The following is a 12,499-nucleotide window of genomic DNA, read 5'->3' on the forward strand; positions in this document are numbered from 1 at the left end:
CTGGCGAGCGCAGTGGCTGCCCTTTAGCGTCGAAGAATGATCGAGCTGCAGGACCTCACCAAGCGGTACGGCGACAAGCTCGCCGTCGACGGCCTCAGCTTCACCGTACGTCCTGGTACGGTCACCGGCTTTCTGGGGCCGAACGGAGCGGGCAAGTCGACGACGATGCGGATGGTGCTCGGCCTGGACGCCCCCACCAGGGGCGACGTTCGTATCGAGGGCAAGCACTACGGCGAGCTGCGCGAACCGCTCAACAGCATCGGTGCGCTCCTGGAGGCCAAGGGGGTGCACGGCGGGCGCAGAGCCCATGACCACCTGCTGTGTATGGCGCAGTCGAACGGCATCCCCGAGCGCCGGGTCGGCGAGGTGCTGGAAATGGTCGGCCTCCACGATGTGGCACGCAAGCGGCCCAAGGGTTTCTCCCTCGGCATGGGGCAGCGGCTGGGTATCGCCGCCGCTCTGCTGGGCGACCCGCGCATCCTGATGTTCGACGAGCCGGTCAACGGGCTCGACCCGGAGGGCATCCACTGGATCCGCACCCTGATGCAGCAGTTGGCCCGGGAGGGCCGGACGGTGTTCGTCTCCAGCCATCTGATGAGCGAGATGGCGCAGACCGCCGAGCATCTGGTCGTCATCGGCCAGGGCAAGCTGCTGGCGGACACCTCGATGTCGCAGTTCATCGCGGAGAACTCCCGTACCCACGTGCGGGTCCGCACTCCCGAGCCGGAGCGGCTGCTGGACATCCTCGTCGGGGCCGGACTGCGGCCGGCGACCGGCGAGGACGGCGCACTGGAGGTGGACGGCGGGGACGCACCCCGGATCGGGGAGCTCGCCGCCGCGAACCGGGTGGTGCTGCACGAGCTGAGCACCCAGCGGGCCTCCCTGGAGGAGGCGTTCATGCGGCTGACGGCACAGAGCGTCGAGTACCACGCCTACGCGCCCGGCGCGGACGGTACGCAACTGCCGCAGGGCGGTGCCCCACAGGTCCCGCCGGGCGGCACGGCTCCACCGCCGCAGGGCGGGACGGTCCCACCGCCGCAAGGTGGGACGGCTCCACCGCCGCAAGGGGTGCAGGCGCCTCCCGCGTGGGGCGAGAACTGGAAGAAGGGGCGCCGAGGATGAGCCACACCACGCGGGTACTGAAGTCGGAGTGGACGAAGGTCCGTTCCGTCCGCTCCACCGTCTGGACCCTCGCCACGGCGCTGGTCGTCTCCGTCGGCCTCGGCGCGTTGATCTGCGGGGTGACCGCATCCACCTTCGGCGACATGTCCGCCCGGGACCGGCTGACGTTCGACGCCACCTACACCAGCTTCGCCGGGATGGGCCTCGGCCAGCTCGCGATGATCGCGTTCGGGGTGCTCATCGTCTCGGCGGAGTACAGCACCGGCATGATCCGCAACTCGCTGGCCGCCGTGCCGCAGCGGGGTACGTTCCTGTGGTGCAAGGTGCTGATCGCGGGGACGTTGGTCCTGGTCGTCGGCATGATCACCAGCTTCTGCGCGTTCTTCCTCGGCCAGGCGCTGCTGGGCTCCCACGGGGTGGGCATCGGCGACGAGGGAGTGCTGCGTGCCGTGGTCGGCGGTGGCCTCTACATGGCGCTGATCGCCATGTTCGCCGTCGGCATCACCTTCGTACTGCGCAGCCCGCTGCTGGCGTTCGCGATCCTGATGCCGTTCTTCTTCCTCATCTCCAACATCCTCGGCAACGTCGAGGCGACCAAGAAGATCGGCCAGTACCTCCCCGACCAGGCGGGCACGACGGTGATGGCTGTGGTGCCGGAGACGCTGGACCGGCCGTACGGGCCGTGGGAGGGGTTGCTGATCATGGTGGCCTGGACGGCCGCCGCGCTGGTGGCGGGCTTCGTGGTCCTCAAGAAGCGCGACGCGTGAGCCACCCGCCCCCGGGCCCCCGGGGGGCCGCTGCATGGAACCAATTGCGGGCCCCGTAACCTCCTAGGCCATGTCCGGGGGCGAGTGAGCCCCGACCTGCGTCCAGGGGCAAAGGATGATCGAGGCGTACGGCCTGACGAAGCGCTACGGCGTCAAGACGGCCGTGTACAACCTGTCCTTCCAGGTGCGGCCGGGGGCCGTAACCGGGTTCCTGGGGCCCAACGGCTCCGGGAAATCGACCACGATGCGCATGATCCTGGGGTTGGACACACCGACGTCCGGTCGGGTCACCGTGGGCGGCCACGCCTTCCGCGGGCTGCCCAACGCACCCCGCCAGGTCGGTGCCCTCCTCGACGCGAAGGCCGTGCACGGCGGCCGCAGTGCGCGCAACCATCTGCTCTCCCTGGCCCAGCTGTCCGGCATCCCGGCCCGCAGGGTCGATGAGGTGCTCGGCGTGGTGGGGCTCCAGGACGTCGGCAAGAAGCGCTCCAAGGGCTTCTCCCTCGGTATGGGCCAGCGCCTCGGCATCGCGGCCGCGCTGCTCGGCGACCCACAGGTGCTGCTCTTCGACGAGCCGGTCAACGGACTGGACCCGGAGGGCATCCTGTGGGTCCGGAACCTGATGCGGCGACTGGCGAGCGAGGGCCGTACGGTCTTCGTCTCCAGCCATCTGATGAGCGAGATGGCGCAGACCGCCGACCATCTCATCGTCATCGGGCGCGGACAGCTGATGGCCGACATGTCCGTGCAGGAGTTCATCGAGCGCAACTCCATCGGGTTCGCCCGGGTACGCACCCCGGACGGCGCGCCGGAGCAGCGCGAGAAGCTGGTCACGGCCTTGCAGGAGGCGGGCGGCCAGGCGCAGCCCGAGGAGGACGGCGCGCTGCGCGTCACCGGGCTGCCGCTGCCGCGCATCAGCGACCTGGCACACGGCGCGGATGTCCGGCTGTGGGAACTCTCGCCGCACCAGGCGTCGCTGGAAGAGGCGTACATGCGGCTCACCCAGGGCTCGGTGGACTACCGCTCGACGGCCGATATGCGCGCGGGGCTGCAACAGCCGGCACCAGGCACGGCACCAGGCACGGCACCAGGGGTGATGCCACCGCAGCCGGCTGCCGTACCGGGGATGGCCCCCGCACCGCAGATGCCGCCGCCCCCGCATGCCACCCCGGCACAGGGGGGCCTGTACGGCGGCACACCGCAGCTGGACCCCGTACCGCCGCCGCAGGACGTCGTACCGCAGCGGGGCGCCCCCGAGGGCGGCACGCTCCAGATGCGGGCGCCGCAGGCCCCCGCGGGCGGAGCGGGCGCCCCCAACCCGTACGCCACCGGCACCCCGGCGCCACCTTCCGCCGGCCCCGCGCCTTCGGCCGACCCGCTGGCCAAGGGCATCCCCGGCAACGCCGGTGACCACGCAAGCAGCGCCGCCAAGAACGAAGGCGAGGACGCCTGATGAGCACCCAGCAGCACGAGGCCCAGGCGGCTCCGCAGGCCGAGTGGCCGCAGGGGATCGCCCCGTACAGCTCGCCCATCCCGATGGCGCGGACCCACCTCGGTCACGCGCTGGTCGCGGAGTGGACGAAGATCCGCACCGTGCGCTCCACCGTCTGGACCTTGAGCGTGATGTTCGCGCTCGTCGTCGGCATCGGCCTGCTGACGGCCTTGGGGCTGAGCGGTGAGAGCTACACCGGGATGCCGCTGCTCTCCAGCGGTTTGTTCGGGCTGATGCTGGGCCAGATCTGCGTGATAACGCTCGGCGTGCTGGTCATCACCTCCGAGTACGGCACCGGAATGATCCGCACCACCCTCACCGCCTGCCCGCAGCGCGGCCGGGTGCTGCTGGCCAAGGCGCTGGTCTTCTTCGTGCTGGCCTTCGTGATGACGACGCTGGCCTGCACCCTCACCGCGCTCATCAACTCCGCGATGCTGAGCGACCAGACGCGTCCCTCGTACGTGGGCGACAGCGACTTCGGTGGGTCCTTCGAAGGGGGGAAGCTGGTCGCCTCCAGCGGCGAGTGGCTGGGTGCCACGGTCGGCGCGGGGCTGTATGTGGCGCTGCTGGGGCTGCTGTCACTGGCGGTGGGCGCGCTGCTGCGGCACTCGGCGGGCGCGATCACCACGATGATGGGCGTGGTCCTGCTGCCGCTGGTGATGGCGCTGTTCATGGCGGGCGAGGCCCTCCAGGACATCCGCGAGAAGCTGATGGAGTACTCCCCGCTGAACGGACTGGCCTCCCTCTACCGCATCCCCATGAGCGAGGACCAGGACGCCACCGGCTGGCCGCTGCTCGGCGGCCTGGCGGTCGTCACCCTGGTCGTCTTCGTCGTGGCCTACGCGCTGCTGAACAAGCGCGACGTGTAGCGGAATACGAGGGCTGCCCGCTCGACAACGCGGGTTGCCTCAATAGCGCGGAGCGTTACGGGACCGCTGGAGTCTGGCACTCCGGCGGTCCCGCGCGTTCCAGCAGGCGCGGTGCCAGTGCCTGCGGTCGGCCACATCGCCCTGCAGCGGCCAGGCGACGACGTGCGGGACGCCCGGCGGGATCTCCTGGTCGCAGCCGGGGCACCGGTAGTGCTTTACCGCCGCGCCTCCGCTTATCTGCCGGACCGCCCACTCCTCGCCCAGCCAGTCCTCGGTGCGCTCCAGGCCGTAGCGCTCCCGCTCGCTCCGCTCCTCGCCACCGCGCCGCACCCCGGAGCCGGTGCGGGCGGCCTTGGCTGACTTGACGGCGCCGCTGCGGGAGCGGTTACGACGCGGGGACACGTGGGCACCTCGGGGGGTCGACGGCGATGGGCGGCTGACGGCCGCTCGCGGCACCGCATGGGTCCGCGCATGAGGCGTACGGTGCGTGCGGCGCGGCGGCCGTGTGCATTCAAGCGTACGCAGGTGGGTGGCGACCGTCGGCGGCTGTCCACAGGCAGGGGCCGATTGGCGTTCATCTGATGAATGGCATCTCAGCCCGTGCCCTCGGCACCCGTGTGCCGTTATTGCTGGTTGGGGTGTCCGATCTTCCGGAGCGCCCGGTCCGGGCCGGGGAGGCCGCGGGCAGTCACGAGGGCGGTGAGAAATGCGAGTTGGAGCTTTTGTCCTGGGCGCACAGTTTCCGGGTCAGGTGCAGGACGAGGTGCTGGACCGTGCGGTGCGCATCGCCGAGGCCGCGGAGGAGGCGGGGCTGGCCGATGTCTGGCTCGCCGAGCACCATTTCGTGTCGTACGGCGTCTGCCCCTCAGCGGTGACGCTCGCGGCACTGCTGCTGGGGCGTACCCGGCGGATCGGCGTCGGCACCGCCGTCAGCGTGCTGCCCAACGCGCATCCGGTCGCCCTCGGCGAGCAGACCGCGCTGCTGCATCTGCTCTCCGAGGGCCGCTTCACGCTCGGCGTCGGACGCGGCGGGCCCTGGGTGGACCTGGAGGTCTTCGGCGGCGGCCTGCGCGCGTACGAGGAAGGTTTCCCGGAGGCGCTGGACCTGCTGCTGCGCTGGCTGCGCGAGCCGAGGGTGGGCGCGGACGGCGAGCGCTACCGCTTCCGCGAGGTATCGGTGGTGCCGCGCCCGGACACCGCGAGCCTCTCCGGAGGGGCGGCGGCCGTCCCCGGCGTGGTCGTGGCATGCACCTCTCCCGGGACCGTACGGCTGGCGGCCGAGCGGCTGCTGCCCATGCTGCTGGGCATGCACTGCGGCGACGAGGACAAGGCCGACATGACCCGCCTTTGGCGGCGTACGGCGCTGGAGGCGGGGCACACTCCGGACGCGGTCGAGGCGGTCGCCGCGCGGCATGTGTCGGCCGGTGTGGCGCAGGTCGCCGACTCCCGTGACGAGGCCCGGCAACTGCTCACCAAGGCCATGCCCGGCTGGCTGCGCGAAGGGCTGGGCCAGCATGTGACCGTCGACGGCCGGCCCCGCCCGATGCGGGACCCGCTCGGCTATACGGAGCTGCTGTGCGAGCTGCACGCGGTGGGAACGCCCCGGCTGTGCGCCGACCGGCTCGAGGCGACGGCCGAGCGCACCGGTATCGGCCGCTTCGCGCTGCTGGTCGAGGGCTGCGGAGACCGGGACGGCACGGTACGGAACGTCCACCGGCTGGCTGACGAGGTGTTGCCGCTGCTCGGCTGAGCCGGGCAGCAGCCGGGCTGCGGGCTGCTCCCCTGCAAAGGCCGAAAAACGCCGCAGACGGCACCCGGTTGCGACCCGGCGGGGCCGCAACCGGAGCTTGAACAGCTAGCGGTGACTCCTCCACCGCCACCGCCGCAACAGACGCGGGCCCTCCACCTTCCGGGCCCGCTCAGCAGGTGCTCAACAGTCGCGCAACTCCGGGGACTGGTTGAGGAGCTGCCCGCGTATCGAAGTGAACCGGGAGTGCCGGTCGTCCGCCGACGCGTCCAGCGGGAAGACGGCGACCCGGTGACAGTTCTGGAACGCGAGCCGCACACCGAAGTGGCGCTCCAGTGCACCCCGGATCGCATCGCTGGCCATTGCGCGGAGCAATTGCCCTCGGTGCTGCTCATCCGGTGGCGGCGTCTGGTTGTCGGCGAACTCCCCGCCGTCCACCTTCAACTGCGCGACGAGCGAACTGACCATCTCCCAGGCGTACGGGAGGGAGGTACGGACGCAGTCGACGAACGCCGCCTCATCCACCTCGCCACGCTCTGCCTGTTCCAAGAGCGCAGGTGGGACGTCGAGCGACATGGGTTTCTCCTCTCGCGACCCGGGCCGGGAAGCCGGGTCTCTTGGGGGTGAAGGGCAATCACCGTGTAGTCGCTCCCCCAGCCTCCGGCCGGGAGGGGCCCCCACCTCGGACGGCGACGCCCAGCTTTACCGTACGGCCACCGGGGTGAGAGGAGCACGAGAATGGGAATACTCGCGCCACAGTCGAACACCCCATCCGGGGGCGAATCGCGCACTGCGCGGGTGGTCAAGTAGCGTGACCGACCATGCGTCTCGTCATCGCCCGCTGCTCCGTGGACTATGCCGGCAGGCTCACCGCACACCTGCCCTCCGCGCCCAGACTCATCCTGGTCAAGGCCGACGGATCGGTGTCCGTCCATGCCGACGACCGTGCGTACAAGCCCCTCAACTGGATGTCTCCTCCGTGCACTCTCAAAGAGGGAGACGACCAGCGCTGGACGGTGGAGAACAAGACAGGCGAGAAATTGATCATCACGATGGAGGAGATACTGCACGACTCCTCCCATGAACTGGGCGCCGACCCGGGGCTGATCAAGGATGGCGTGGAAGCGCACCTGCAGGAGCTCCTCGCCGACCGCATGGAGACGCTGGGCGACGGCTGGTCCCTGATCCGCCGCGAGTTCCCCACCGCGATCGGCCCCGTCGACATCCTGTGCCGCGACGGCGACGGGACGACCGTCGCCATCGAGATCAAGCGCCGCGGCGAGATCGACGGCGTCGAACAGCTCACCCGCTATCTGGAACTCCTCAACCGCGACCCTCATCTCGCCCCGGTCAAGGGCGTCTTCGCGGCCCAGGAGATCAAGCCCCAGGCCCGCGTCCTGGCCACCGACCGCGGCATCGACTGCGTCACCCTCGACTACGACGCACTGCGCGGCATCGAGGACGACAAACTCCGCCTCTTCTGACGCCGACGGCCCCGTCCCGCCGACAGGCCAGACGGGGCCCGCTGAGCCCGTGAACCGGATTCGGGAGCTATGACGCCGACGGGTCGGCCGACGCCGAGGACGGATCGTCGCTCGGGGAGCGGTCGGTCGACGTGCTCGTATCCGTGCTGCCCGAGGGGGACTTCGGGGGCTCCTCCGACGTCGGGTCGTCGCTGGGCGTGGGCGACGGGTCGTGGGACGAGGGCGGGTCGTCCGGCGAGGAGGACGGGGGACGGCTCGGCGAGGAGGGCGGGTCGTCCGGCGAGGACGATGGCTTCTCCGGGCTGCTGGGGTCGTCCGGAGCGCTGGAGGAGCCGTTGGAGGAGCTCGGCTCGTCCGCGGGTGTCCCGGGGTTCTGCGAGGGGGCCGGAAGGTCCGCGCCGGGCGCCGGCTTGCCCGCTGCCGGCCGCTGCTGTTCCGGCTTTCCGCTCGGGCTGTCCTCGCCGGGCGACTCGTCGCCGGGGGCGTTGTCCTGGTCGTCCTGCGAGGTGGAGGAGTCCGGCCGTACGGAGTCCGGGGGGCCGTCGTCGGTGGCGGAGCCGAGGGTGACGACGGTGCCGACCACGGCGGCGAGCAGCGCGCCCGCGCCGGCCACCGCCATGTTCCGCTTGCTGCTGGTGAAGGCCCGCCAGCCGCGCGGTGCGCCGTGCCGGCCGCCGCCCGCGCCGGACGACGCGAGGCCGCCCGGGTCCGCCGCACCGCCCGTCGCCGAGACCAGCGTCTCCCCCGGCGGCTGTGCGGCGGCGGCCGACATGACGGATGTGGTGGCGGCATCGGCGTCCGTGGACGCTGCGCCGACGGCCCGGGCGCCCAGGGCCGGCGTATCGGTGAACGTATGCGCTGACGGTTCGGGGAAGGCCGCCATGGGCGTGGTGACTGGGCTGTCTCCCTCCGGTGCGGAGACGCCGGGGGCCGGGTGGGCGGCCGGGCCGGGGGGCGGTCCCGGGGTGCCGGTCGCGGCGAGCCGGTCGGTCACCAGCGCCAGCGCCCTGCGGCCCGCGACCATGCCGCGCTGCTCGGCCAGGGTGCCGCGCAGTCCGAGCGCCGTCTCCAGCTCGGAGCGGGCCCGCTCGGGGTTGTCGGCGGAGAGGGCGAGGATGCCCAGTTCGTGGTGGAAATAGGCTTCCTCGGCGAGCTCGCCGGAGGCCCGTGCCGCCTCCTGGCCGCAGCGCAGCACCCGCTCCCAGGCGCTCCAGCGCATCCCCGCCGCAAGCACGGGCGCTGCCGTACGGGCCAGCAGCACCGCTGCGCTGGAGTTGCCGCCGCGCTGGGCGCCCCGTACGGCGGCGAGCAGCGCGTCGGCCTCCAGCGCGACGCTGTCGGGGGCGACCGAGGGCTGACCGGCCCACCAGCTGTAGTGCTGTGCGGCGGCGAGGGCGTAGGCGGTGCCGCCCTCCGCGTATCCGGCCTCGGTGAGTTGGGCTGCGACGCCTGCGGCGAGCTTGAAATGGCCGCCTGCCGGACTGATCAGCCCGGAGGCCAGCAGTTCGGCGAGGCTGTCGTCGGCCTGCGGGTCGCCGACGAGGGCGGGCAGGTGGTCGGGGTGCGGGAGCTGTCCGTCGAGCGCGAGAGCCAGCCGCAGGGCGCCCCGTCCGGCCTCGGGGAGCGCCGCGGCCAGCAGCGGTGCCAGCGCCACGTCGTCCGACAGACCGGGGACGACGCCGCCGCTGCCCTGGAGCCGCAGCAGCGCGCCGGCTTGGACGAAGCGCAGCGGCAGCCCTTCCGAGTCGAACCACAGATCGGCCGCCCAGTCGGCCTCGTCGTCGGTGAGCTGCCGGTGTACCGCACGCTCCAGCAGTTCTATGCAGGCGGTGCGGCTCAGCCCCGGCAGGAACACCTCTTCCACGTGCGAGCGGGAGGCGGGCGCGGTCACATCGGGGTTGGCGGTGAACAGGAAGGCGCACTCGGGCGTGGCCTGCAGCAGCTCGTCGAGGGCCGCGCCGCCGAACTCCAGGTCGTCGACGAGGACGACGGCGCCGATCCCGCTCAGCGCGCTGACCAGCTCGGCCTTCCCCGGGCGGTGCAGGGGGGCACTGTGCACGGTGGCGAACAGGTCGTACATCAGGTCGCTCGGGGTGCGGTGGTAGCCACTGAGGCGGACCACCCCGTCGGGCGCGAGGGAGGCGACGTCGGCGGCTACGGCGTCGAGGAGGACGCTGCGGCCTGATCCGGCGGGTCCGGTGAGCCGGACCGAGCGACCGCGGGAGAGCAGCCGGGAGAGCCGCTCGCGCTCCTCGTCACGCTCCAGCAGGCTGCCGGGCGGCAGTGCCGCCGCCGCGGTGGCCGTTTCCGGGACGGGGCGGTCCCGGGGGGCGAGCTTGGGCGGGGCGTCGCGCTGCTCCCCCGGCGGGCAGGGTTCGATCTCGCTGCCGTCAACCGGGTTGATCGTCACGAGGTACTGATCGGCGACCAGCCGGACAGCCCGGGCCGGTTCGCCGCCGGTCCCGCTGTCCGGTTCGCTGCTGGTCACGTCGCCGGTGGGCTCGTGCTCGTCCCCGTGGGCGTAGCGGTCGCTGCCGTGCCGTTCCATCGTCATGTCTCCCAAGAGCAGGTGGCGCGGCCGGCTGACCGGGAGGGGCCGGGCCGGTGCGCGGCCTCCATTGTCCAGGAAGCGGCGGCGCGCGGTGACGGTACCGGCCCAGTTGTCATGGCTTCGCCAGAATGCCGGGCTGTCCGGACCTGGACCTGGCGGCCGGTGAGCCGCCCGGCGCGGGGGTCTCGATGGCGAGGATCCGATGCAGCCGGGTGGCCACCAGCAGGCGCTGCATCTGCGGGGGCACCTCACGCAGGACGAGTCTGCGGCCACACCGTCCCGCGCGGCGATGTGCGCCCATGATGACGCCGAGACCCGTGGCGTCCCACGAGTCGAGCTCGGCGAGGTCCAGCACGAGGTCGCCGTCACCCGAGTCGACGGCTGCGTGCAGGACCGTACGGGCGTCCGCCGCGCTGCGGACGTCAAGACGACCTCCGACGACCAGCTCGGCGTGGTCGCCCCTGATGTGCATATACGCTCCTATATTCGCGGAGTGCTGTCCCTGGCGTGCTTCCTTGCGGCGTGCTCTCTTATGGCCGTTACGGCCCATCGGTTGTGCCGTTGCGGCCCCACGGTGCCCCCACCACAGATGACTGGCACCGCAACGGTGGAGTTGCCGTCCGTGTCCTGACTGATACCGAGTTTCACTCCTGCGAGGGAGCCGAACGCGGTCGTCGCGTGGACCGGCTCACCCTCCCCCAGCCTTCGGCCGAGGGAGGACGGAGCGGTCTGCGCAGCCAGGACGTTCGGGCACCCCGCGGAGCGGATCAGTGGGGGTAGAAGCCCTGACCGGTCTTGCGGCCCAGGTCACCGGCGTCGACCATGCGCCGCATCAGCTCCGGCGGGGCGAACTTGGCGTCCTGGGATTCGGTGTGGATGTTCTCGGTGGCGTGCAGCAGGATGTCGACGCCGGTCAGGTCGGCGGTGGCGAGCGGGCCCATGGCATGGCCGAAGCCCAGCCGGCAGGCGGTGTCGATGTCCTCGGCGGAGGCGACGCCGGACTCGTAGAGCTTGGTGGCCTCCACCACGAGCGCCGAGATGAGACGGGTGGTGACGAAGCCGGCGACGTCCCGGTTGACGACGACGCAGGTCTTGCCGACCGATTCGGCGAACTCCCGTGCGGTGGCGACGGTTTCGTCGCTGGTCTTCAGGCCCCGCACCAGCTCGCACAGGGCCATCATGGGCACCGGCGAGAAGAAGTGCGTGCCGACGACCCGCTCGGGCCGGCCGGTGGCCGCCGCGATCTTGGTGATGGGGATGGCCGAGGTGTTGGAGGCGAGGACGGTCCGGTCGCCGACCAGCTTGTCGAGGGCGGCGAAGATCTCCCGCTTGACCTCGATCTTCTCGAAGACGGCCTCGACGACGATGTCCGCCTCGGCCGCCGCGTCCAGATCCGTGGTGGTGGTGATACGGCCGAGAGCGGCCTCCGCTTCGGCGGCGTCGAGCTTGCCCTTGGAGACGAACTTGTCGTACGACGCCTTGATGCCGTCCCTACCGCGGGCGAGTGCCTCGTCCGTCACATCGCGGAGCGTCACGTCCCAGCCCGCCTGAGCGGAGACCTGTGCGATTCCGGAGCCCATGAGTCCGGCTCCGATGACGGCGAGCCTCTTCGCCACGTTCTTCACCCTCACTTCGTCGCGCCGGGCCGCGCGCCCGCTGCTGCGGCGTGCCTCAGCGCCTTGTGAATGACCGTCCGTTGGGCGGACATTAGCGTCTATCGGCAAGGCGTGGGAGACGAAGAGACACGTATCACGTCTCACATGGCGGACGTCACACCGTGCGGCCGGCACCTCGGCGCCGGGGCCATCAGCCGGGCTTCACCGCGTACTTGAGGAAGCATTCCGAGACGAGCTTCTCGTAGGTGTTGAGCTTCCGGAGCGCGTCGATCGCCGTCCGTTCGGGTGACATCCCCGCGCCGATGGCACGGGTGGCTCCCCGGAAGAGCTGGTTGCTGATGTGCACCAGTTCCCCGGCGACCAGCTGGGGCATCGGGTCGTCGGGCTCCGCGCCGGTCTCCTCGGCAAGCGTCGCGGTGAGCCGTTCTGCGGTCTGGTACTGCATGAGCATCATGCGGGCCAGCAGCGAGGGCGCCTCGTGGATGCAGCGCACGAACTTGTCGTAGCCCTCCGTCACCCCGGCGTAGACGCTGCGGTCCTCGATCTCTTCGCGCAGCCTGCCCAGTACGGCCTCGGCCGCCGACTGGCCCGGCAGCCGCTCCCGCACGAAGCGGGAGGGGCGGTCGATCACCTCCTCCGCGCGGTCGAAGAAGAGGTCCTCCTTGGTCGGAAAGTAGTTGTAGACCGTGTTCACCGAGACGTCGGCGGCCTCCGCGATCTCGGCGATGGTGACCGCGTCGAAGCCGCGGTCGAGGAAGAGACCCGTGGCGATGTCGGAGATCCGCAGCCGGGTCTCCCGCTTCTTCCGCTCCCTGCGGCCTTCCTGAGGGGCAGTGCTGGTCATGGCTCCA

Annotated in this window: 12 protein-coding genes; 6 read left to right on the forward strand and 6 right to left on the reverse strand. The window is 71.3% G+C overall.

Annotation, left to right across the window (positions count from 1 at the left end):
• Positions 1–36 precede the first annotated feature (36 nt).
• The 4 genes from ACTWQF_RS01400 to ACTWQF_RS01415 all read left to right on the forward strand — a co-directional run bounded on the left by ACTWQF_RS01400 (position 37) and on the right by ACTWQF_RS01415 (position 4,250).
• Positions 37–1,122, forward strand: a complete 1,086-nt coding sequence (locus ACTWQF_RS01400) for an ATP-binding cassette domain-containing protein (protein WP_443276263.1) — start codon at positions 37–39, stop codon at positions 1,120–1,122.
• On the forward strand, positions 1,119–1,889 hold the full coding sequence (locus ACTWQF_RS01405; RefSeq protein WP_443276265.1) for an ABC transporter permease subunit: 771 nt from the start codon (positions 1,119–1,121) through the stop codon (positions 1,887–1,889). Before ACTWQF_RS01400 ends, ACTWQF_RS01405 begins: the two co-directional genes overlap by 4 nt.
• Before the next feature lie 115 nt (positions 1,890–2,004).
• A complete protein-coding gene (locus ACTWQF_RS01410) occupies positions 2,005–3,342 on the forward strand; it encodes an ABC transporter ATP-binding protein (RefSeq protein WP_443276267.1) in 1,338 nt (445 codons plus the stop codon).
• The gene (locus tag ACTWQF_RS01415; RefSeq protein ID WP_443276269.1) at positions 3,342–4,250 is read left to right on the forward strand and encodes an ABC transporter permease subunit; all 909 of its coding nucleotides are present in this window, start codon (positions 3,342–3,344) and stop codon (positions 4,248–4,250) included. The genes ACTWQF_RS01410 and ACTWQF_RS01415 overlap by 1 nt, the downstream gene beginning before the upstream one ends.
• A 39-nt stretch (positions 4,251–4,289) precedes the next feature.
• On the opposite strand, the gene ACTWQF_RS01420 is transcribed toward ACTWQF_RS01415, so the two are convergent.
• The gene (locus ACTWQF_RS01420) at positions 4,290–4,652 is read right to left on the reverse strand and encodes an ATP/GTP-binding protein (protein WP_443276271.1); all 363 of its coding nucleotides are present in this window, start codon (positions 4,650–4,652) and stop codon (positions 4,290–4,292) included.
• A gap of 304 nt (positions 4,653–4,956) precedes the next feature.
• On the opposite strand from ACTWQF_RS01420, the gene ACTWQF_RS01425 reads away from it, so the two are divergent.
• Positions 4,957–6,000 (forward strand): LLM class flavin-dependent oxidoreductase, encoded by a 1,044-nt coding sequence (locus ACTWQF_RS01425; protein ID WP_443276273.1) that lies wholly within the window; start codon positions 4,957–4,959, stop codon positions 5,998–6,000.
• A 180-nt stretch (positions 6,001–6,180) separates the two neighbouring features.
• Here the strand turns inward: ACTWQF_RS01425 and ACTWQF_RS01430 are convergent, their stop codons facing one another.
• Entirely contained in the window at positions 6,181–6,573 is a 393-nt protein-coding gene (locus ACTWQF_RS01430; RefSeq protein ID WP_443276275.1) for an SCO5389 family protein, read from the reverse strand.
• Positions 6,574–6,818: 245 nt separating this feature from the next.
• Here ACTWQF_RS01430 and nucS point away from each other — a divergent pair, with 245 nt between their 5' ends.
• Positions 6,819–7,481, forward strand: coding sequence for an endonuclease NucS (nucS, locus tag ACTWQF_RS01435; RefSeq protein WP_443276277.1), 663 nt, complete (start codon positions 6,819–6,821; stop codon positions 7,479–7,481).
• Positions 7,482–7,548: 67 nt separating this feature from the next.
• Here nucS and ACTWQF_RS01440 read toward each other — a convergent pair whose 3' ends face one another.
• The 4 genes from ACTWQF_RS01440 to ACTWQF_RS01455 all read right to left on the reverse strand — a co-directional run bounded on the left by ACTWQF_RS01440 (position 7,549) and on the right by ACTWQF_RS01455 (position 12,492).
• Positions 7,549–10,035, reverse strand: a complete 2,487-nt coding sequence (locus ACTWQF_RS01440) for an ATP-binding protein (RefSeq protein WP_443276278.1) — start codon at positions 10,033–10,035, stop codon at positions 7,549–7,551.
• A gap of 109 nt (positions 10,036–10,144) precedes the next feature.
• Entirely contained in the window at positions 10,145–10,504 is a 360-nt protein-coding gene (locus ACTWQF_RS01445) for an STAS domain-containing protein (RefSeq protein WP_443276280.1), read from the reverse strand.
• A gap of 295 nt (positions 10,505–10,799) precedes the next feature.
• On the reverse strand, positions 10,800–11,648 hold the full coding sequence (locus ACTWQF_RS01450; RefSeq protein WP_443276282.1) for a 3-hydroxyacyl-CoA dehydrogenase family protein: 849 nt from the start codon (positions 11,646–11,648) through the stop codon (positions 10,800–10,802).
• Between the two features lie 190 nt (positions 11,649–11,838).
• Complete coding sequence (locus ACTWQF_RS01455; protein ID WP_443276285.1) at positions 11,839–12,492, reverse strand: TetR/AcrR family transcriptional regulator; 654 nt, start codon at positions 12,490–12,492, stop codon at positions 11,839–11,841.
• Positions 12,493–12,499: the final 7 nt, after the last annotated feature.

The organism is Streptomyces sp. 8N114 (assembly GCF_052245835.1).
GTDB lineage: Bacteria > Actinomycetota > Actinomycetes > Streptomycetales > Streptomycetaceae > Streptomyces.